Below are 22,042 nucleotides of genomic sequence, written 5' to 3' on the forward strand. Positions count from 1 at the left end.
AAACGCTCTAAATTGGTTTAATCATTGTGGTCTATTTTTTGAGCCTATTCGATAGTTATTTTTGTGGTTTTTTTGATCGCAAACTGCTGTAAGTGCAAATCCCTTTAAAACCTCGTTTCCAGCCTCTGGCTGGAAATGCAAATCAATTGCGGCTCTGCCGCTAGTCTTGAGGCAAAGCCTCACATTAGGCATTCCCAGTCGGAGGCTGGGAACGAGACAATGTATGAAGGGTCTATCTAGACAGGCTTTTACGTTAAGTTGACACGTAAATACTGAATTTACTTCTCAGTTAATATAGGACCCACTAGCGCTAAGACTTCATCCTTTGTAGCAAAGCCATCGAAAGCTTCACTAGCGAACGGAATTGGACTACCAAGACGATTTTCATTGTAGATTACTTCATTTACATTTCTAATCCACGGTCGTACGTTTACATTGTAAAAAGTCTGTCGCAGGTATCGTATTCCAGCAGCATGTCGTGCTTCTACTGTGTGGATTGCTAGGGCGGCGGCTAGCACCGTTTTGCCAGATGAACCGGCAGCAAGCAAGTTTTGTACCTGTCCCTTATAAGCTGCTACTCCTGTGTCTTCAACGAACTGTAGGGCAAGTAAAAAGTCTTCCGGTTTAGCAAATGGGTTGCGTTGAAGTATGGCATCGTAGTTGGGATTAGCTGGGATAGTAATTCCATTTGGATTACCTCCTAAAGATTTCAATACAGCTGATAGATCAGTAACGTGTTGAGCTTCATCCTTTCCATAAGAGATGAGGGCGTTTTTGGCTACCTTTGGCAGACTGTTCAATCCGCCACTTTGGGTTGCAGTAATTGCACGGCGATAAAAATCAGCTTCCAGTTTTTCCAACGTTAGGGCATATTCAACAACTTCTTTAGGCTTCAGCACTGTCCCGTGAGCATAGGCTGGTGTTGCTGGAATTAACAACAGAGACACAAAGGTGATTAGAGGCAGGATAAGAACTATACCCCAAACTCTTGCTACCAGACAGCGGAATAGTCCACTGAAAGTACTGAGGTTTGCAACTATTTGTGTCGCCAAATCTAAAAGGGTTTTCATCTTCGAGTAACTCCTTAAGTTAGGCGACGAGAGCGCCATTGATTGGGTTGTTCAATAAATTCAGAGAGCAAACAATCGCCACAATCTGTTTAGGCGTGTATAACTCGTCGTAAGCATTTCCCTTGACTGGATTTAGTGCAGGAATTAAGTTAGCATCATTCACTGCACGCTCTATATCTAACTCAGTGGTGGATCGCTTTAAAAGAGCACGTACACCTGCTGTATGACGTGCTTCTACAGACACAATAGAACCAGCGGCAAGCAAGTATGTGGGGTTTTTCAGGCTGGTTCCTGCACCATTGTAAGCATGAACACCCGTGTCTTCCAAGGACACTGCTGTATTCAAGATGGTGTTGCGGTCTTTGAGAACAGCATTTAATCCAGCTTGATTAAAGCTGAGGTCTTTCGTTTTAAATTTCGCATTTGCACCTAGCACCTGGCGGAGAAAAGTTACGTGCGAGGCTTCATGAGAGCCTATGGCTTGGAGATAGTCAAACTCTTTTTTGTCTTTAATTTTGCCAGATCTAAGAGCAAATAAATAGAATGCTGCTTCTAGCTCCTCCAATAAGAGAGCAAAGTTAAGGATGCCAACATCATTAGCATTAAATGTCAGAGTTTTGGTTGAACTAATAGTGTGTGCCGTTAGCTTTTTAGGTAATATTGTTAGGGCTGCTGCACCAAAACTACAAAGACCCCATTTTAATAAGGCACGTCGCGAGGTGGAAGATAACTTCCTATTCATGTTATTGTCTCCTAAAAAAGTCAGTCTTTATTTACCTACTCGTTAGTAGTTAAGGATAATTACACATATCTCTATTAATTACTGCGCCTATCTGTAGCAGAGCAGAAATGAACACCCAAGCGACATTTACGCCCAGTTTATTATTAGAAACACTGTTAACTTACGCTTTCTTGCTTTTTTTCTTTCTCAACAGAGCAGCTGTAGATAAAAAATTTGAAGCAATCAATGCTGACATTGCTGTCCCCTATACAAATCTGTTCATTACGTATAAATTAGTTCCAGCATTTAAGTCTAAATGGTTACTTACGTACCTCAGCATCGCGCTTGTGAAGCTCACTGTCCAGTCCAAAAAGTAATTATTTATTGCTCATTTATTGCTCATTTGTTGCTAAAATTCCCTAGCCGAGGGAGCAATTCCCCAAAGTTAGATCGGGGCTGAATTCTCAGTTAAATAGCTATATTCTCAATAAAAACAGCTATTTTGCTGCGATGCCTATGGCAGGCTACGCCTACACACTATTAAATAGGTGATTTATACCCCTAATTTTTAGCACCTCACAAAATCAGGACTCTCAAACACAAATAAATCTGTGAGATCCGCAGCAGTGAGCTTAATGGCAAGAAAAATTGTGTCTTGATGAGCTGAAGCCAAAACTTTAGGGGTTGCATAGATTAGGATTAGGAGCAAAATAGCAACAAATGCCACTATCGGACGAAAAAAACGACTAGCTCCAGTTCAAGATAGCGATCGCTTGATCGGAAAAAATGCCATATTTTGAACTGCTTTATGCTTTCTCTAGGGGAACCTACCTTCAGTTGGTATAGGTGCTGTAAGGGACTTCCAAATCAAAAAAAATCCAACCATCTTTTGTGGGGTGGACATCTTATGCCCAGTTGTTACTGGCGCTCGTGTCGCCCACCCCAGAAGATTGGATAATTTATTTGTTGGAGTTCTGTAAAGAAGGATTTAGCGATCGCAAGAGAATATCCAATAGTTAGAACACTCTCTTATCTCCAGAAAAGATTTAGTTATCTTAAATTTACATCAGATATCACGTAAATTAAGCCTCTCTCTGCTTCAGTGAGAGGTTTGGAGAGGGGTCTTAATTGATTTTCAGAGATGTCTACTTCATAGCTGGTCGTAGTCCATTGCAGTGCTTGTCCCTTTGCAATTTCTTGTTTAGCTCGTTTGGCAGCAGCAATAAGTTTTAGTTTTACAAACCCATGACTGTGCGATAATGTCCTTCAATTTGCGCCACAGTTTGAGACTTGCGTTTTCTCTCCCATTGACTGCGATTAAATAATTCTTGCCGCAATTCATCAACGTTAATTGTTGTCACTTTACCGTCAGCAACAACTTGCTTACCATTCACCCAAGCACTATCGACAACATTACTAGGACGCCCTAAAACTAGCAAACCGATGGGATCTGTGCGGGGTAACAATGATAAATTTGTAAGGTCATAAAGTACTAAATCTGCTTGTTTCCCTACTGTAAGCGAACCGAGTTTGTCTGCCAAATTCAGTCCTTTTGCGCCTCCCAAAGATGCCATTTCTACAGCTTGTCGAGGTATAATCCAGTGTTGGTAATCGGAGTATGTGACATTATGTAGGATAGAACCAATTTTGATTGCTTCAAGCAAATCTTGAGAGTCATTACTCGAAGCACCATCGCAACCAAAAGTCACATTTACTCCAGCTTGGCGATATTTTAAAATGGGGGCGATGCCACTGCCTAAACGCAGATTACTTAAGGGATTATGAACAACTGTAGATTGAGTTTCGGCCAAAATAGCGATATCAGCATCATTTAACCAGACACAATGGGCTAGAGTTGTCCGATCGCTCAAAAAACCGATTTTTTCTAAATGTTCCACAGCAGTACAACCGTACTTTTGTTGAGCGATTTTTTCCTGTGCCCTAGTTTCCAGTAAATGGGAGTGACGACAAAGATTATAGCGATCGCTTAACTCGATACATCCCGCAAATAAAGCATCAGTACATAATTGTATCCCTGTTGGTGCGACCAAAATACTTACACCCTCATCCGGGCGATGAAATTGTCGCACTGCCTCTTCGATGATTTCCAATGTTGCCACAGTTGAGCGAAAATAAGGCTCATGAGTTTGGGCTGATTCCCCGGATGGTATACCTGCGCTAAGGGATTCATCTTGAATTAAGGGGGCGATAAAGGTGCGAATTCCAACTTCTTTGTAAGCGCGAGTTGCAATGGCGATCGTTTCTAACTCAAGTCCGGGAATTAACACCAGATGATCTACCACACTCGTCCCGCCAGAAAGTAAGGTTTCCACCGCAGTACCCAAGGCGCTGAGATAAACCTGTTCGGGATCAAGAGGGGTAAAATCATACAGTTCTGCTAACCATAATTCTAAAGGGAAGACTGACATGATTCCTCGCTGCCACATCTCTGATGAGTGGGTGTGGGCGTTGAAAAAGCCAGGTAGCAGTAGCTTATTTTTGCCATCAATGGCAGTGCCGATTACCTGTAGATTCGGTGCAATCGCAGCGATCGCACCATCTACAACCTGTACATCTACCGTTGCATAATCATCACGGAAGGCAATCAATACATTCTGGATGGTGAAACTTACCATATTTAACCTTGATTAAGTAATCGTATTTTCAACTAAATTTCAAGTTACAAAATAGAAAATGGTCTTGGGTATTGCAATTTTATGAATTTACCATTACGGACATTGGGAGTTGCGCCAAATGCGTGGACAGTGAATGATGCGATCGCAGACATCACTCGTCCTCAAAAGACCCCACAACCCGTTATTTTATCAACAGAAACTAAAACCCTGCATTTAGACTTGGCAAAAGCTGCTATCCTCGTCATTGATATGCAAAACGACTTCTGTCACCCTGATGGCTGGTTAGCGCATATAGGCGTGGACGTAACTCCGGCGCGTCAGCCTATTGAACCTTTGAACAACTTACTTCCAGAACTGCGTGAGGCTGGTGTTCCAGTCATTTGGGTAAATTGGGGGAATCGTCCCGACTTGCTCAATATTAGTGCTGCTTCGCGTCACGTCTATAATCCCACAGGGGAGGGTGTGGGATTGGGCGATCCACTGCCAGGTAATGGTGCTAGAGTACTCATGGCAGGTAGTTGGGCAGCAGCAATAGTAGACGAACTAGAACAGATTCCGGAAGATATTCATGTGGATAAATACCGCATGAGTGGTTTTTGGGATACACCTTTAGATAGTATCTTGCGGAATCTGGGAAGGACTACATTATTTTTTGCTGGTGTTAATGCTGATCAATGTGTGCTAGCAACCTTATGTGATGCCAACTTCTTAGGATATGACTGCGTGTTAGTTAAAGACTGTACCGCTACTACTTCTCCTGAATATTGTTGGCTGGCGACATTGTACAATGTCAAACAATGCTTCGGTTTTGTCACTGACTCGCAAGCAATTTTAACAGCGCTGTAAAAGAGTGAGGAGTAATTTGATTTGAGATTTGAGATTGATTTCATGCATGAATGCTCTTTATTTGCTCAATAATTTGAGATTTTAGATTTGTTCTTGCGTTTAAATTCGCTTGATATCAAACCTTTTTAAATTTTGGATTTTGAATTACTTAATCCCAAATTCCAAAATTTAAAATCTCAAATCTCAAATTGGGTGATTTAGACATACAACTAACAACTCAATATTCAGGAATTGGATTTTAGGAATTTTCATACCCAACAATCACTTCCGAGGGAGTAAATAAATGTACGCTACTAGTTGTGCAATTCCGGTTATCAAATCTACCAAAGATTACCAAGTATATCGCCTTAGTCCCAACGACTCTAATCGATTAGCAATTATCTTCGATTCGACAAGTGCTAATACTTCCTTGACTTGCTGCATTGAGATTTTTGATGTTGGTGGACAAACACCGCCACATCGTCATCAGTGGGCGGTGGAAATGTTTTTCATCCTCAAAGGGGAAGCGATCGCTATGTGTGACGGCAAGACTACCACAATCAAAACTGGAGATAGTTTATTGGTGCCTCCCACTGGGACTCATTTGATTAAAAATACTGGTTCTACTCGCTTGTACACGTTGACTGTTATGGTTCCTAATGAAAACTTTTCAGAATTGATTCGCAGTGGTATTCCGACGGAGTTAGATGCTGAAGATATGGCAGTACTGGGGAGATTAGATGCTTTGATACCCTGTTAAAGATATTTGAAACCTCACTTCTAAATTAGGACTTACGCACTGTACAAAAGAGTCATGTTGTGTATACAAGGTAAATACGTCGTTTCAGGTTTTCGTTAATCATTCTTTGATGGTAAATAGACCCACGCTGTAGGGGCACAGCATTGCTCATTGGTGTCAACTTAACGTGAAAGTCTAGTCTGATAAGAAGAGTGAAAATTTTTCGATGTACCACCTAGATTTTAGATCCCCCCTAACCCCCCTTAAAAAGGGGGGAACTAGAATCGAGTGCCCCCTTTTTAAGGGGGTTGGGGGATTTAAAACGAGGAAAAAGAGAGTGTTTGGGCTTAAGTTGACACCAATGAGCATTGCTGTGCCCCTACGACAGATGTGTATTTTTCAAGTCACCCATAATTTGGTCTTTCCTGTCAATGCGTAATTCCTAATTTATTTTTTGGAGTTCCCTAAATTCCAAGTCTGATAGCCGAAGCCCACGCTTAGTGGACTAAATGATTTTCACTTTTTTATCTTTACATGGTTTAGAACCTGATGGCTAATCTCCCGAAGCTCATGTAGGGCTTAGTTTCTAGCCAACGAAGCCCACTATCTAGTCCGCAACAATTGCACGAAAGTATTACTCACCGTATTGTCTTTGGTGTCGGCGGCGTATTGAATCAACTCTTCCCGCAGTTCTTTGGCTGCATCTATCTCAAGTAAGGTTGCTAGCAAGAAATAAACGCCACGAAAACGCGGATCGCCCATTCTATCAACTAATAGTCCTTCGGCGGCATCACTTTCGCCCAGAAAGTTTTGCACTAAAAAGAAATCCATAATTTTATCGTGGCGGAAGTACCATTCTTTCTTGGCTTCGCCTTTTTCATCTTGCCACTGACGGCTGACTACCATCTTGTATTTTTCATCTGACAAAGACATCGCAACTTGGTGAAATTCATCGGCGGGTAAGGCTTGTTTGTCTTCGAGTCGCATTTGGTAGACGGCGGCGGAAAATTTCTTTAAGGGAAATTCTTGATTCCATTCTTTCAGGTATTCTGCCGCCATTAAATTGTATTGCTGTTCTTGCAGGCGAAACAAGTTTGGATATTTACCTTGTGATAACATCAGCGCTACCACAGTTAAATCCATTGGATTGGAAAGAGTTCGTTGGGCAGCGTTTAACTCTTCTTTGGCTTGCTGGTTATTCAGGACTTCTGTTAAATAGTTGGTGCAGGCTTTGGCGTAATCATCGCCTTGAACTTTGGCATCTTTGGGGAGTCGCGGCTGACGGGATATCAAAAACTCTTGAATTTGTTGTTGTTCAAGGGGTTGCAAGTAGTATGTTTTTGCTGTTGAGGGCGGTATCCATTCTAGGGGCTGAGTAGTCATTATAATGTTGCCCCGGAAATAGCTTTCGACAAACTGGCAGATTTTTGCCCGTGTATCGGCGGTGACTTCGTTGAGTCCGTCGATGCAGATGTCAATTGCACCACTGTAAATCAGGTTTTTTAGGAAGTCGGCATCTTTGGCTTGGCCGTGTAGCTTATCTTGAATTGCCTCAATTACGCCTTTATGACATTTCTGCGCGGGTAGATAAACGACAATGCGCTGGGAGTTTTTCAAAAGATGACGGAGAAACATCGACTTGCCTAAGCCGGAATCTCCTTCTAAGATAATTTGTCCTTGAATACTGGGTAATGCTTTGGTAATTGGCAGGATGTCTCCTGAAGTGGGAACTTTGATTTGAGATTCTGGGAAGTATGTTTGGTCATTAAAATTATCTAAGCCGGCATCGGCTAATAGGGAAGGTTTGAATGGTTCAAATAATTTGCGCCGGAAGGGGGGAAACCAGGTGAGAAGAAAACCGACATAGCCGACGCCGAAAATGCGGCGTACCCAAGGGTTCCAGAAGAAGATGGCTTGGACTTGGGGAAATTTGGGGTAGGCAAAGATGAGGATAAGCCAAAAGGCAGCATGAATAAGGATGGTGTTTCTGGCTTTGAAAAACCACTGCCAACCCTCAAGGTTATTTATCTGTGACTGCACTGCAAAAGCTTTAGTAGGGTAGGAAGTTTTGAGGTTGTTGTAGTGGTGCTGTAGCAAACTAATATCTTGCCATTGCCAATGAACTTTTTTGTTCTCGGCAACTATTGAAATCTGTTCTGCTAAATCTTCTCTTAATCTATCCAGCCCCTCACTAGGTTTCCAGGCTTTGAGAAAACACCTCCAGCGTTTTCTTGCCTTCATCGTAGGTAAGTTTCTCAGGAATTGTTTTTGTTTGAGGTCTGCCCAGCCATGTGAGCAGTCTTTTTACCTCATTATTGCCGCCACTGAGGAAATAAGCCAAAATTCAAACTCTCCCCTCTCTGACCCAAATATTCCCTGGTTTGGCTCATAGATATAATTCAGAACTATAACAACTTCTTCCAACTTGAGTTGTTTTATCTTCCCCAACCCCCCTTCTTAAGGGGGGTTGGGGGGATCAAAAGCCTGTGGCACAACCCTAAAAGACTTATGTGTACACCGTAGCTTTTTAAACGGTGCTAGTGGGGATCAGACGCTGTATCTGCTCACACACACTATCAAAGTGATTTAAAACTTGACTATTTGTAAACCTAATTATCTTCAAATCATAGCCTTCCAAAATGTTTGTTCTCTCCAGATCATAATCTTGGCCTTCATCTGTAAAATGGCTATCCCCATCAACTTCAATCACTGTTTTTAAAGTAGGACAGTAGAAATCAACTATGAAATGATTAATCGGTCGTTGTCTTAAAACCCGAAATGGAAAATTTCTCAAATATTTATACCACAGCTTTTTTTCTGCTGGGGTCATATTTTTACGAAGTTCTTTCGCTCTTTCTACAAGCTTTGGATTGTAAGGTAAATGGTGATTGCTGCTATTGAGTTTATTTGTCATATTTTCTAGTATTTATACTCCTTACCCAATACTGCGTAGGTTAAGGTGCATAGTCATTCGAGATCCCCCCTAACCCCCCTTAAAAAAGGGGGGAACTAGATCAAAGTCCCCCTTTTTAAGGGGGATTTAGGGGGATCTAAAAGGTTTTACTACATCACTAAAGGCTTTTAAAAAATCCTTTAAGAATCGACAGCAGCTTTAGCAGGTTTACTTTTTATAGCTTTAAACCGTTCACCTAATTGTTCAGCAAGAGTTTTTAACCCTGGAGTTTTCTTAGCAGCTGTCTTTACGTAATCATAAACTGTCAAACTGCTGCCCATTGCTTCACTGCCAACTGCCATTAAGGTATCATCTACTTGTTCTGTCAGTTGTCGTAATCCAATCAAAAGTTCGGTAAGCGTCGCTGCTAATTGATAATCTCGTACAAACTCATCTACATCAAAGCTGGCTGGTAAAATGTCTCGGTTAGACTGGGCAGCAATCAGGCTAGTGTTGACAAAAGATAGTCTTTTATCGCCCATCTTAAATAAGCTGCGTCGTTCTTCTGCACTCAGGGTTACGAGAAAAGGCATCTTTGCTTGGATTGTCACAAAGGCTGCTTTAATTTCTTGGATATCTGCTGGGGAAAGGGAAGCGGTGATGTTTTGGTAAGCCATTGGATATTTACCGTAGTGAATCTGTTTGTTATGATTCCCACTGGTAAATGCGATCGCACATCTCAACGTCAACCTGACTTTTCACGGTATTTAACGCGATTAGGACTTACGCACAAGCAACGGAAAATCGAACCACAGAGGACGCAGAGGACACGGAGGAATTTGAGTTTGAGAGGTTTTTTGGTAAGTCATAGCGATGTACAACTTATTATTCTTGAAACCCCACTTCCATTCCTCTCCCCGAAAGGTTGAGAGGCTTTGATTGTTGCTCCCCTTCCCTTGCTCTTAAAGGGCTGGGGGTTAGGTTTCTGAAGTGAAATAGTTAGTTTACCGAATAATTTCTTTAACAACACTAATAAAGCGTTCCATATCAGTGTGGGTAATAGCTCCCATTGTCGATACTCGGAAGATAGATTGAGCGAAATTTCCCTGTCCAGAATAAATGATATAATCTTGTGCTTTCAGTTGGTCGTGAAATTCCTCATAGCTGAAACCGTCTGGCAAATAGTAGGCATTCAAGACAACGGATGAACTGCCAAGAGGAAGTAGGGGTTTAATTCCGATTGAGGCTAACCCGTCTCTAACTAGGCTGGCAAGTTGGTTGTAATGGCTGTGTCTGGCACGCCAACCCCCTGCTTCTGCCATTTCTTGCAAAGCTTCTGTTAAAGCATAAAATGTCTGTACTGATTGCGTAAAAGGTGTGCCACCTCGGTCTTGCTGCTGGCAATAGGTTCCTAAATCTAAATATAAGGTGCGGGGGATTGTGTCTACTGAGGGCAGTGCATCCCGTCGCAGGATGACAAAGGAGGTTCCAGGGACACCATGCAGACATTTATTGGCTGTCGCAGCGCAAGCGGTGATTCCCCAATCTGCAAAATTCAGTTCCTCGGCACCAAAGCTGCTGACTCCATCCACTAAAAGTTTGATGCGGCGTTCTTGACAAATTGGGGCAAGTTCCAGCAAATTATTTAGGCGACCGGTAGTAGTTTCGTGATGGACGACTGCAAGGTGGGTGATGTCGGTGTTTTCATCCAGGAGTTTGACTAAACCGTTGATATCTATTTCGGCATTCCAGGGATGGGAAAGTGTGATGTAATTAATGCCGTGGATTTTGGCGATTTTGGATAGTCGTTCACCATATACACCGTTTTCAATTACTAGTAATTTCCCATCTTTGGGTACTAGACTGCTGATCATCGCTTCCATCGCTGCGGTACCAGAACCCGTGAGGAGAACTGCTACCCAGCGAGCGCCTCCAAGATCATAAACTTGAAGTAATTGTTCGCGGATTCTGCTTTGAAGTTGGGAAAATTCTACTTCACGATGACACAAATCGGGACGCAACAGGGCGTTTCTGACGCGATCGCTCAAATTGACGGGGCCGGGATTTAATAAAATCATTACAAAGAGACGCAATTCATCGCGTCTGTACAGGAGTTAGTAGTAGAGACGCGATTCATCGCGTCTGTTAGGATTTTATTGCCAGTTGGAACCGATATATTTCATGAAGCGTTGCAAAACTGCTTCTGGGGTGAGGTTGGGTCGGGGTAGCTTTTCTAAAGTTCCGGGACGGATTTTCAGATGAGCGAATTTAGGTCTAGTGTTGCTATCTGCGGTAAATAAGGTATCTAAAAGGGTGGGGTCGTCTCCAGCTAATGTAACGCCGTAACCACACGCTTCGGCAATCTTGGCAAAGGAGATACCCGCAGAAACAGTGGCTTGTGCGCCTGTGGAATCGTGGACTTCATTATCTAAGAGAATATGGATCAAGTTAGCACCGCCATAAGTGCCGATGGTCGCAAAATTACCCATTCGCATCAGTGCTGCCCCATCGCCATCAATCACTACTACCTTCAGGTCTGGACGTGCTAAGGATAGTCCCAATCCCATTGAGGAAGCGCAACCCATCGACCCGACCATATAAAGATGATTGGCGCTGTCTTTACTGGCGAAGAGTTCGCGTCCCGTATATCCAGTGGTGGCAATTACTACAGTGTTTTCGGCATCAGTATGTTCCACAATCCGAGCCAATGCTTCGCTGCGAGAAACGCGTTGTTTTTTGTGATCCCGAAAAAAGCTTTGTTGAATATGAGCGCTACTACTATTTTCTCGTTCAGGGATAGAAGAACGGGTGAGTGCATGGGGTGCAATTGCTCCTTTACGCATAATTAGAGCATAAGGACAGCGTTCTTGTTGCATGTAGGCTGTGGCTTTTTGCAGAACGGGTTCTATGTTTGCTGCGTCTGTGGGGAAAAATTCCCAAGGTAGAGTTATCGTTTCCAATAATTTATCTGTGATTTGCCCCATTAATTGATGTTGTGGTTCATCTTGCAACAAGCGATCGCCTCGCAAGGTACAAATCAGCAGCAGTGGAATCCGAAAGATATAATTTAGGGAGGTTAGCGGGTTAACTGCATTTCCCAAACCAGAGTTTTGCATCATCACCACTCCTGGTTTACCAGCAATTGCTGCTCCCGATGCGATCGCTACAGCATCTCCCTCATTGGCTGAGGAGATATATCTAAGTTCAACGTCATTGATCACGTAGTTAATAAAAGGCGTCAGAAAAGAACAGGGTACGCCAGTGTACCACTCAAAGCCAAGATTACGCGCAGCTTCTACAAATTCCTCTGCCTGAATCATAATTAAAAATTTACAGCAATTTTCAGGTATTTAGACAATTGAGATGGGGAGCAGAGAGTTGGGAGTTGGGAGGAAAGATTATTACTTCGACCTTTGAACTCGGAACTTTAACTTCACAATACAAAACGTCAAGCTTAGAACTCCTAACTTTTGTAGAGACGCGATTAATCGCGTCTCTACTTCTAACTTTTGTACAGACGCGATTAATCGCGTCTCCCCTATTGCTTTAATTGAAAAGCAAGGTCAAGATCATCTAAAGAATTAACATCTAACCAGTTACCACGAATATAAAGCACCTTGATCGGTTTGCCTTGCTCGATTAAATAATTGCATAATTCTGGCAAACCCAAACTGTTGAATTCTGGTCGTTTTTGCAACTCATTGAGTGCTTCACTCACCCACTCTCTACCTTGACTCCGCAGGCGCAGCATCCCAATCCAGCGGCCGCTAGATTTCCCCAATTGCGTTTGTGTTGTTTTAGAAATGTCCAACAAGTTGACATCCTGTCCAAAGAGAGAAAGATCATCTGGAATTGAGCAATAGGCGTAGTCAGGTGAACCACTAACAGACTTGCTGTTGGCCACAGAATCAACCACAGCCACAATTTCTCCGGGACATTCTAATAAATCCCGCAGGATGTAGCTTCTAAATAGTAAATCGCCGTAAAGCACCAGCATTTCGTCGCTGAAGCTGGTTTGAGCGCAGGTTAAAGATGCTAATTCTCCCGTTGTTTCATAATCTGGGTTGCGGATGACTTTAGTCCCCGGAACATTGATAGTTTCTGCTTTGTAACCTGCGACAACGGTAATATCGTTGATGGCAAGTTTTTTGAATTTGTCCACCAACAACCTAAGTAAGGGTTTACCTCCAAGGGGTAACATTACTTTTGGTTTATCTTGCGTCAATCCTGCTAATTCTTGGCCTCTACTAGCAGCCAGAACGATCGCTTGGGTATCGTGGCGTCCGTTGTTGAAGTAGCGTTTTTCAGCTTCTATGAGTTCATCCGCCCCCTGTAGCCGGAAAATTTCCTTCACAGGCGCAATCTCATCTTCAATGTTAATTAAAGTTTCGCTGGCTTTCACTTCGTAGGCGATCGCTTGCATACTAGCAACAGCAGCTCGAATCAGATGATTTGCCCAGATGACCAAATTCACTTCAGCTTTACGAAAGACATCGGTGGGGGTGCTGTAATATTTGGTTGGTATTATAACTAACGGGGAACGACCCGCCCACTCTTTAGCAAAGGCTAGCACTTGGTCAGGACGCGATGATTTACTGTGAATCAGGATGGCGTTGGCTCCGGCTGCGTGGTAAGCTTCAGCTCGGCGCAGTGCCTCCGAAAGATCCCATCCGGCAATCAAAGCTTCGAGGCGGGCGACGATGCAAAAATCTGGGTCTGTCTGACTATCTTTGCCTGCCTTAATTTTGCCGCAGAATTCATCAATATCAGCTAAAGCTTGGCGACTCCCATTGATGAAACTGTTAGTTTTGGGAAAAAGCTTATCTTCAATACAGACTCCAGCAATACCTCGCTGTTCTAACTTCTTAACTAAGCGACGCATATTATTAAAGTTACCATAACCTGTATCCCCATCTAACAAAATGGGGATGCTGGTGACATCAGACATGAACTCCAGCATTTCCACAACTTGAGTCCAACTGGCTTCATTATTATCTCGAACGCCATATTGAGCAGAGAGGGCGAGTCCACTGCCCCAAATTCCTTTAAATCCAGCCTCTTCCACAATGCGGGCGCTAATCCCATTGTGAGCTTCCATAATGAAGTCGAGTTGAGGCGATTCTAGTAATACCCGCAGTTGGGCACACTTACTTAATTGTGCAGCGGTTTCAGTGGGTGCAAGTATTTGATGCATCTATTCTGCTTTTTTCAAACTATATAATATAGCGGTTCTCAATTGCATGGAATACAGACCTAACAAGAACAGCCCCTTCCCTACAAGGGAAGCTACCGTGTATACACAAGTCTCAAGTAGTTGATAAATCTCGGTTTTACCCCACCCTAACCCTCCCCTTATAAAGGGGAGCCACTGCGTTGGGCGGCTTTGCCGACTTAAAGCAAGTGCGTGAGGGAATAAGATTTCTTATTTCCCCCCTTTATAAGGGGGGATTATAAGATTTCTTATTTCCCCCCAATATATCGGGGGGATTAAGGGGGGTAATTCGACTTGTGTATACACGGTAGGCAAGGGAAGGGGGGTAAGATTCAAAGCCTTTCTCCTTTTAGGAGAGAGGTTTGGAGAGAGGTCAGACTGTAATGCATCCATAGACGCGTAGCGGCTTCCCGCAGGGTACGATAACCCCTGTAAATGAAGATATTTTCAGACATTTTCTGCGACTTCTATCTGAGGTAAAATATCGTTTTGGGCACGTTGAATATCTTGTGGAAAATCGATTTCCAGCCAAGGTAAACCAGTGATGTCTTCGTAGCCAAATGTTTCTGGAGTTTCTAACAGCAGATCCCGAATTACTTCTTCATAAGGTTGATCATGTCGTCCGTCTGCAACATATTGTTCTATGCGAGTAGCAATCCGGTGAGTAGCAGCACTCCCAAAACGAAAGAATCCCACTGACTCGCCAATCAAATCATAAGCCAAACCAAGAACTACTTGTTTGCGAAACTCCACTAAATAATTATCTCTGACGCAAAGCTTCACGGGTTCATCTCCCGGTTCAAAATCCTGATCTAGCAAGAAGCAGTTGGGGATATTTGTCTTTACTAGTCGTTCGATGATGCGGCGATCGCATAACACATCTGCATCCATTAATAATATGTCATCGCCAGCAACTAGCTGTTGACGTAAAGTCCAAAGGCTGATTACACTACCTTTAGTGTAGTCAGGATTATAAACTGTACTGACCCAATTTTCGGCTCCCAATGCTTTGATTTCCTCCTGAATTCTTTGTGCTTGGTAACCCACAGCAATCACTACTTCGTCAATCTGGTAATGACGGAGATAGTTCAAATGGCGCTCTAATAGAGATTTGCCGTTAAATTTTAGTAAGCATTTGGGTTGGATTTGCCCGTCTTTACCTAAGCGTCGTCCAACGCCAGCAGCTAATATAATTGCCTTCATTGTCAAGTCACCAACAAAGCTAAGATACCAGGAAATCTAGAAATTTTCCCGTATTTTATAATGACTGTTTTTGGCTCAAGACAATATTTGTTAATTAATTCTTAACATGGAAGAAAGATTAACTCTGTATCGCCCCACTGGACCAAAAGAGCTAGAACTGGTTAAACAAAGCGACTACACCAAATGGCCGCCAAGACTACCGGAACAGCCAATTTTTTACCCCGTTACAAACGAGCAGTATGCCCAGGAAATTGCGACTAAATGGAATATTAGGGACAGTGGCGTGGGTTATGTTACACGGTTTGAGGTTAAGAAAGTTTTCATGGATAAGTATGAAGTTCATCAAGTTGGGGCTTCATATCATACAGAATGGTGGATTCCAGCCGAAGAACTGGAAGAGTTAAACAGCAACATTGTGGGTAAAATCGAGGTGATTGGAGAATATAGGTAGAAGGCTGAAGGCAGGTACTAGTTATCTTAACTGCGAAACACCTGGCGAAAACCAAAATAAGCGATCGCATCTTTCATATTCGAGACAAAACGTCTTAGCATACCCATGTGAGTGTCGGTGACGTACTCCAAAGTTAAGACAATGCGCTGCTCATTTTCACCCAAAGGAGTAACTCTGTGGTAAAGCTTGTCACCATTGAATAACATTAGACTACCAGGAGTTAAGGAGAGCGATCGCGTTTGGGTCTCCTGTTCAGGAATATCCTTGTAGAGTTGATATTCCAGCTTACTGGATGAATTATCAACCAAACTAAGCAATACTGTATAGCGTTTCCCGCGATAGTAAGAGGTATCGTAATGATACTGGATGTGATCTCCAGGCTCAGTGTAGTAGTACAACGCGTAAGTATGGGGATCAGTATCAGGACAGGGAAGGAGTTTTTCTGCCGTAATTTTGTCGAGGAACTCGAAAAAGGCCCTGAGTTGATAAAACTCTCCGAAAATTGGAGCAAGGCTGTCTAAGCTATAGCGGCTGATACTACCGCCCTTTTTATGATTGGGAATATAGTTGCGGTTGATAGCAGGTTGTAAAGATGGCAACAGCGCCAAGAACTGCTCGATGATGGAGTTAGGGAGAAAGTTCTCCACCACCAACAATTCATTCTGAGCTTGAAACTCAGCTTGAAGTTTTTGGTAATCAACAGCTGCTATAGCGTTGTAAATTTCAGTTTGAAGCTCCATTGATAATTTGATACTAATACAGGATTGCAAAAGTAAACATAGCATTCTTTAAAGATATAGGACTCCTATTTGATTGCGTGAAAAAACTCCGTACAACTCGAAAGGGCTGATTCCCTACTCCCTACTCCCTGGCAAATCTGACTTTTCCCGTTAAGTCTCTTTTGCAAGCTTCCAACCCTCTCTAAGAGACGCTACGCGAACACAAAGATCATGCAATTTTAACCAGCCTCGCCATAAAACTTGGATGCCAATGGATGTTTTGCTTCGATGTTCGAGGTAGCCGCCTTTCTGGAGCAACAGCTTCAACAGTCCAACTAACTGTTAACACTTTGGGCAGTTTGGGAGATTTAGCTTGCCCCAATGTTTGTGCAACGTGATAACCAAATGACTGGGCTAATTGATTATTTTCTAACTTTCCTTATTTTCATGTGTCTGGTGAACGAGCGCTATTGCTTATATACCAAGAAACCAGCGATCGCATCTCGGAGAGCTTCCGGCTCGTCAACCCGAATCGAATGACTGCTGTTTTCAAAGATTCTCAGGTCGGCATTGGGGATTTTACTAGCTATTTCTTCAGAGAATTCCGGCGGACAAATCCAGTCATGTCGTCCTACAATTACTAAGGTGGGTGATGTAATTTTATGTAACTCCTCCAGCACGCTGTAAGAGCGCAGAAAACCACCAAAGGCAACATTGATAGCATCAGGAGAGAGAATCATTGGGTTCGATGCTGGCTGAAGTGAGTTGGGATCGTAGGTGAATGAGTACAGGGGCATCATCACCTGGAAGAACTCGCGCAGTTGTTCCTCGTTCTCAAATGTGCCGTCCCAGAGTCGTTGGGCGATCGCCTTTTGTTCTTCAGTTCCCCGCTCTGCGAGAATCTCTTGTGCTCGCGTTAGAAAGCGGGAATCCGCTACGGTAGAGATGAGAACTAGATGAGAGACATTTTGGGGATAGCGAATCGCGTAGGAAAGAGCAACCATGCCGCCGTAGGAACTGCCAAGCACTACAATTTTGTCCAAGCCCAGATATTGGCGTAGCGCCTCCATGTCTTCAACATTATTGTCCAAGGTATAGGTTTCCTTTACTCCCCGCGCTGAACGTCCTTGTCCTCGATGGTCAAAATAGACGAGTTGCAGCTTGTGGCTGAGTAAAGAGAAGGTCGGTTTGTCAAGTGTGTGATCAGCACCGGGACCACCGTGAATGATCAAAGCGACTGGCTGCGATCGCAATCGCGCTCCATCCACCACTAATCCCGCGCCTACAACATCAAAGTAAATCTCTGTATCACGTATCTTTGCTCGCATCGGTTAATCCTCTTTTTTCAGTTGTGGTTTTCTTGACAAAGATGAATGAAAGTCATTTTCGCTCCTGATTCAACCATGTGAGTTCACTAGTACAGCACGGCGGAAATTAAATACCGATTAAACAGCCAAAGCCTTGTTTTTGTACGGCAAGTTCTGTTCCCATCCAATGGCTGATAGGTCGTCCATAATCGACAGGTTCTGAACACGCCAAGGCAAATAAATCGACTACTTGCTCCATACTATATTTTGTTGGTGTACCACTACGTTCTGAGTCTTGCAATCTCTCAATTACTGATAAAGAGCGATCGCTTAAATCTAACCATCGATTACGCCATCTTTGCACCATGTATCGACTGATGTTGAGTGAGCGTTCAATTTCACGATTATTCTTGCCTTTGTCTGCCAGTAATATTATTTTGGCTCTCAGTGCTATTTGCTGTGGTACGACAAAGCTACAACTCTTGGAGAGGCTGCGCCTTAAGCGTTGGCGCAGCCTCTCGTAGAGAAGCTATACCGCAGGCTTTACGACTGCGCTTAGTACAAGTCAGTGACCGTCGCAGGCATCTGTTAGCGCAGCCTCTTCGACTATGCGTAGCGTCACTTTTCAAGACAGGCACTGCCCCTTTCTCTTCATTCTCTCTGTTTAGCGGAGGTATTGTTTTTTAGACAAGTTTTTTAATACACGGAATGACTAAAGTATGGTTACACTACCGACATAGTAATCACTGTTGGTGAAATATCGAACGATGTATAAAAATGTTAAAAAATTTACTGCTATTTTTCTGCTGGTTTTTCTGTTGATTGTTTCTATCAACTTTGCAGTAATTGCTCAAGATAGTTCAGATGTCCCTTCTGTGAATTTTGCATCGCCTCAGGTATGTTCAGTGCCTCCTAATCTCAGAACTCAACAAGTCATTACCGATAATGGTCGGAACCAAGTTACAATGGGCGATCGCATCCTGGTGAAAGTTGAAAATTTATCACAGGAGACCAGCAAGGCAACGACTAATGGCAATTCATTTGATCCTCGACAATTAGTGTTATACCTGAATGGCTATGAACTAGAGAATATCCGCGGAGAACCAGTCATAGTCATGGTTACGGATAAAAATAAAAGAAAAATTGTTGATGATAATTGGTTAGCCTTTCGACTTGAACGTGCCGGCTCGTCTCAAGCTGCATGGAATACGCTTCTTGGTAAAGCAAGCAAATACAGTATTAACGTGATTGCAGGAGTAGGCTGTCCCAAGAAACTGGCGATTCCGGTGAGCAATCAATTATCACCTCCTCAATTCCAAATAGTTCTGTTATCGTGGCGATTTTGGCTGTGCCTGCTTCTAGTTCTGGCTATTGTATTAATATTTATTAGGTATTGCCGAAATACCCTCCGTAGCCCTGGAATAGAAGGGGTTTACTCTCAAGAAGAGGTGATCGGTGGTGAAGAACTGTTGATTACAAAAAAGGCTGATCTTGAGAAAGATAATCGGAAAAACAAAATTGCTCAATTTTTTCTTGGCAGAAAAAAATTAAATAGAAACCCGTTCAGTCTATCGATATCTCAACTTGCTTTTTGGACATTTCTAATTTTTAGTTCTTACCTAATTATCTACGGCATAACAGGAGATTATACCAATGTTTTGACCAAACAATCACTAATATTATTGGGAATCAATTCTATAACTGTGTTTGGTACTTCGTTAATTGATGGACAGGGTGATGAGAAAAAGAGAAAAGGTAGTCAACGCGTTTCTGAAGGTTTTTTCTACGATATATTATCGGATATTAATGGAGTCAACTTTCATCGGTTCCAAACATTTATTTGGACAGTTGCGATCGGACTATTCTTTGTTTGGGAGGTGATTAAAAATCTGGCAATGCCGGAATTTGATGAAACACTTCTTACCCTACAAGGAATCAGTGCCGCAACATATCTTGGACTTAGAGGGCAAGAGCAGCATGGTATGACAAAAGATCCGGAATCTTCATCTAAAGAAGACAATTTATCTGAACCACCGCTTCCACCAAAACAAGACAATCCATCGGAGAGCGATTCATCGATTCCTGCTGCTAAATCCTAGAGAGAAATTCGTGATTAGACGTTGAATCTTTGGCTGCATTGGCGTACCCACCCAATCTAGGCGATTTGCGGCAAAAGTAAGGCAAGCTTTGATATCTTCGGAGGTGAGTTCAGAAAAGTCTTCCTAAATCTCTGCTTCTGTCATGCTGCTAGCAAGATATTCCAAAATGTCATACACCGTAATTCCCATTCCTCGAATGCAGGGTTTACCACTGCGTTTGCCAAGTTCGATTGTGATGAGTTGATGGTAGTTCATGAGTCAGTGGAGATTGTTACCTTACGTCAATAATAGTGAGAGAACAGGTCTATATTTTATGGAGATTATGCATTCGCTTTCAAATTTCATCGACTGCGATTTTGCGATCAGCGGCTCATCTTGTAGCTATTGGTACGAAGGGCGTTATCCTCAAAGTGGCGTGGGCATAGCCCGTCGTAGACATCACCTGAAATTACCCCGTACTTCAATGTCCGAAGCGATCGCTCACGGACTAATGCAACGGCTTGCCAACAATGACTGTTATTCTCGTGAAGGCAAGATGTATGGAATACTATTGGTTGAACTGCCTAATGGCGAACAACGGGTACTCAAAGCCTTCTCTGGTCTTTTGAATGGTTGCACTGTTGTTGAGGGCTGGGTGCCGCCAATTCCAGGAAGAGACGAGGTTGCTTTAGAGGAAGCCCGCACTTTGGCCCAGTTGGACGCGATTAAGCAAGAAATTCTTACCTTGAAGCAACTGACCGAACGCCAGCAGTACCAAACCCTGTTTGATGAGTTTGAGCAGCAATTGCAAGCAATGAGCGATCGCCATCGCCATTGCAAACATCAGCGACAGGAAAAACGTCAGCAAATCTACAATTTACTTACTCCAGAAGCCCTGACTATTGCCCTTGAACAACTCGACGAAGAGAGTCGTCAACAGGGAATTGAGCGACGACAACTTAAACGCCAGCAAAATGCAGTGTTACAGCCCCTTCAACAGTTAATTGCAGCGACGGATGCGCGAATTAGCGAACTCAAACAACAGCGTAAAACACTGTCGCGTCAATTACAAGCTCAGATGCACGCTACCTACAGCCTGACCAATTTTTCCGGGCGATCGCGATCATTGCAACAATTGATGCCAGGAGGCTTCCCCACTGGCACAGGAGACTGTTGTGCCCCAAAGCTGCTCCATTATGCGGCAACACATAATCTCAAACCATTGGCAATGGCAGAATTTTGGTGGGGTGGGTCTTGTCTAAATCAGGATAAAATTCAGGGAGAGTTTTACGGAGCATGTGCCGAGCGATGTCAGCCATTAATGGGGTTTTTGCTCTCAGGCTTGAAACCTATTTCAATCCCTAATAGGAATATACACACAACTAGCCCAATTTCCCCTACCAAAGGAGAGATCCCGATTATTTATGAAGATGAATGGCTGATTGCTGTAAACAAACCTGCTGGGCTACTTTCGGTACCTGGTCGTTATCGCGATCGCCAAGATAGTGTCTTGAGTCGCTTACGTCATCTGTTACCGGATGGCATGGCACTTGCATCTGTGCATCGCCTAGATCAGGAAACATCTGGGATTTTGTTGTTGGCACGCGATCGTCAAACCCATCGGCAACTTAGCCAGCAGTTTCAGCAACGCCAGGTTCACAAGGTTTATGAAGCCATCCTTTGCGGTGCTGTGAGAGTTGAGCAAGGTGTGATTGACCTGCCACTGTGGGGAGATCCTGAAAATCGCCCTGAGCAAAAAGTTGATTGGCAGCACGGTAAACCCAGCTTAACACACTTCCAGGTGATGGCGAGACAAGGAGACTACACCCGCGTAGAATTTACGCCGCTAACAGGACGCACTCATCAGTTGAGAGTTCATGCAGCTGATGTGCGAGGACTTGGGGTAACTATTTTAGGCGATCGCCTTTATGGATGCTGTGCTGTTACCAGTCGGTTACATTTGCACGCTAGAGAACTTCGCTTCGAGCATCCGCAGTTAAAAAAAAGCCTACATTTACAAGCAATTACGCCCTTTTGACAATATTAAAATAACCAGCAACTGCTCTCTTAATTCACAAAGGATAAAGTAACTAGTTTTAAACTAAATAGACATCTCCGGAAAAGATTTAGTTACCTTAAATTTACATCCAAATATCACGGAAATTAAGCCTCTCTCCGCTTTCAGGAA

Annotated in this window: 18 protein-coding genes and 3 pseudogenes; 6 read left to right on the plus strand and 15 right to left on the minus strand. The window is 43.2% G+C overall.

The features are described from left to right. Positions 1 to 278: 278 nt before the first annotated feature. The gene (locus V7K48_RS08745; RefSeq protein ID WP_335071498.1) at positions 279 to 1,070 is read right to left on the minus strand and encodes a ferritin-like domain-containing protein; all 792 of its coding nucleotides are present in this window, start codon (positions 1,068 to 1,070) and stop codon (positions 279 to 281) included. Between the two features lie 19 nt (positions 1,071 to 1,089). After that, positions 1,090 to 1,812 carry a ferritin-like domain-containing protein gene (locus V7K48_RS08750; RefSeq protein WP_335071501.1) on the minus strand — a complete coding sequence of 241 codons (723 nt, stop codon included), beginning with the start codon at positions 1,810 to 1,812 and terminating at the stop codon, positions 1,090 to 1,092. Between the two features lie 870 nt (positions 1,813 to 2,682). Between V7K48_RS08750 and V7K48_RS08755 the strand changes: the two genes are divergently transcribed. Then, the gene (locus V7K48_RS08755) at positions 2,683 to 2,811 is read left to right on the plus strand and encodes a hypothetical protein (RefSeq protein ID WP_335071503.1); all 129 of its coding nucleotides are present in this window, start codon (positions 2,683 to 2,685) and stop codon (positions 2,809 to 2,811) included. 215 nt (positions 2,812 to 3,026) lie between these two features. Here V7K48_RS08755 and V7K48_RS08760 read toward each other — a convergent pair whose 3' ends face one another. After that, a complete protein-coding gene (locus tag V7K48_RS08760) occupies positions 3,027 to 4,427 on the minus strand; it encodes an amidohydrolase (RefSeq protein WP_335071505.1) in 1,401 nt (466 codons plus the stop codon). 81 nt (positions 4,428 to 4,508) lie between these two features. Between V7K48_RS08760 and V7K48_RS08765 the strand changes: the two genes are divergently transcribed. After that, positions 4,509 to 5,273, plus strand: a complete 765-nt coding sequence (locus tag V7K48_RS08765; protein WP_335071507.1) for a cysteine hydrolase family protein — start codon at positions 4,509 to 4,511, stop codon at positions 5,271 to 5,273. Positions 5,274 to 5,556: 283 nt separating this feature from the next. Continuing rightward, entirely contained in the window at positions 5,557 to 6,012 is a 456-nt protein-coding gene (locus tag V7K48_RS08770; RefSeq protein ID WP_335071509.1) for a cupin domain-containing protein, read from the plus strand. 582 nt (positions 6,013 to 6,594) lie between these two features. Here V7K48_RS08770 and V7K48_RS08775 read toward each other — a convergent pair. The 7 genes and pseudogenes from V7K48_RS08775 to V7K48_RS08805 all read right to left on the minus strand — a co-directional run. Continuing rightward, positions 6,595 to 8,439, minus strand: a pseudogene (locus tag V7K48_RS08775) (NACHT domain-containing protein); the annotation flags it as partial. 79 nt (positions 8,440 to 8,518) lie between these two features. Continuing rightward, positions 8,519 to 8,905, minus strand: coding sequence for an endonuclease domain-containing protein (locus V7K48_RS08780; protein WP_335071511.1), 387 nt, complete (start codon positions 8,903 to 8,905; stop codon positions 8,519 to 8,521). A gap of 179 nt (positions 8,906 to 9,084) precedes the next feature. Continuing rightward, on the minus strand, positions 9,085 to 9,561 hold the full coding sequence (locus V7K48_RS08785; protein ID WP_335071596.1) for a hypothetical protein: 477 nt from the start codon (positions 9,559 to 9,561) through the stop codon (positions 9,085 to 9,087). Positions 9,562 to 9,888: 327 nt separating this feature from the next. Beyond that, entirely contained in the window at positions 9,889 to 10,962 is a 1,074-nt protein-coding gene (locus tag V7K48_RS08790) for a 2-aminoethylphosphonate aminotransferase (RefSeq protein WP_335071513.1), read from the minus strand. Positions 10,963 to 11,037: 75 nt separating this feature from the next. Then, entirely contained in the window at positions 11,038 to 12,204 is a 1,167-nt protein-coding gene (gene aepY / locus V7K48_RS08795; RefSeq protein ID WP_335071515.1) for a phosphonopyruvate decarboxylase, read from the minus strand. Positions 12,205 to 12,422: 218 nt separating this feature from the next. Continuing rightward, a complete protein-coding gene (gene aepX, locus V7K48_RS08800; RefSeq protein WP_335071517.1) occupies positions 12,423 to 14,078 on the minus strand; it encodes a phosphoenolpyruvate mutase in 1,656 nt (551 codons plus the stop codon). Between the two features lie 465 nt (positions 14,079 to 14,543). Beyond that, complete coding sequence (locus V7K48_RS08805) at positions 14,544 to 15,299, minus strand: phosphocholine cytidylyltransferase family protein (protein WP_335071519.1); 756 nt, start codon at positions 15,297 to 15,299, stop codon at positions 14,544 to 14,546. A 106-nt stretch (positions 15,300 to 15,405) separates the two neighbouring features. On the opposite strand from V7K48_RS08805, the gene V7K48_RS08810 reads away from it, so the two are divergent. After that, the gene (locus V7K48_RS08810) at positions 15,406 to 15,750 is read left to right on the plus strand and encodes a hypothetical protein (RefSeq protein ID WP_335071522.1); all 345 of its coding nucleotides are present in this window, start codon (positions 15,406 to 15,408) and stop codon (positions 15,748 to 15,750) included. Between the two features lie 26 nt (positions 15,751 to 15,776). On the opposite strand, the gene V7K48_RS08815 is transcribed toward V7K48_RS08810, so the two are convergent. From V7K48_RS08815 to V7K48_RS08830, 4 genes and pseudogenes are all read right to left on the minus strand, one after another. Further along, entirely contained in the window at positions 15,777 to 16,490 is a 714-nt protein-coding gene (locus V7K48_RS08815) for a 2OG-Fe(II) oxygenase (RefSeq protein ID WP_335071525.1), read from the minus strand. A 150-nt stretch (positions 16,491 to 16,640) separates the two neighbouring features. After that, a pseudogene (locus V7K48_RS08820) lies at positions 16,641 to 16,845 on the minus strand (hypothetical protein); the annotation flags it as partial. Positions 16,846 to 16,936: 91 nt separating this feature from the next. Then, a complete protein-coding gene (locus V7K48_RS08825) occupies positions 16,937 to 17,797 on the minus strand; it encodes an alpha/beta fold hydrolase (RefSeq protein ID WP_335071528.1) in 861 nt (286 codons plus the stop codon). A gap of 106 nt (positions 17,798 to 17,903) precedes the next feature. Further along, the gene (locus V7K48_RS08830; protein ID WP_335071598.1) at positions 17,904 to 18,290 is read right to left on the minus strand and encodes a helix-turn-helix domain-containing protein; all 387 of its coding nucleotides are present in this window, start codon (positions 18,288 to 18,290) and stop codon (positions 17,904 to 17,906) included. Between the two features lie 253 nt (positions 18,291 to 18,543). On the opposite strand from V7K48_RS08830, the gene V7K48_RS08835 reads away from it, so the two are divergent. Further along, entirely contained in the window at positions 18,544 to 19,875 is a 1,332-nt protein-coding gene (locus V7K48_RS08835) for a hypothetical protein (RefSeq protein WP_335071530.1), read from the plus strand. Here the strand turns inward: V7K48_RS08835 and V7K48_RS08840 are convergent. Beyond that, positions 19,849 to 20,130 (minus strand): annotated as a pseudogene (locus tag V7K48_RS08840) (DUF433 domain-containing protein). The gene V7K48_RS08835 and the pseudogene V7K48_RS08840 sit on opposite strands and share 27 nt — an antisense overlap. A gap of 58 nt (positions 20,131 to 20,188) precedes the next feature. Here V7K48_RS08840 and V7K48_RS08845 point away from each other — a divergent pair. Continuing rightward, a complete protein-coding gene (locus V7K48_RS08845) occupies positions 20,189 to 21,892 on the plus strand; it encodes an RluA family pseudouridine synthase (RefSeq protein ID WP_335071532.1) in 1,704 nt (567 codons plus the stop codon). Positions 21,893 to 22,042 lie beyond the last annotated feature (150 nt).

Origin of the sequence: Nostoc sp., assembly GCF_036919615.1 — a bacterium.
Lineage (GTDB): Bacteria > Cyanobacteriota > Cyanobacteriia > Cyanobacteriales > Nostocaceae > Nostoc.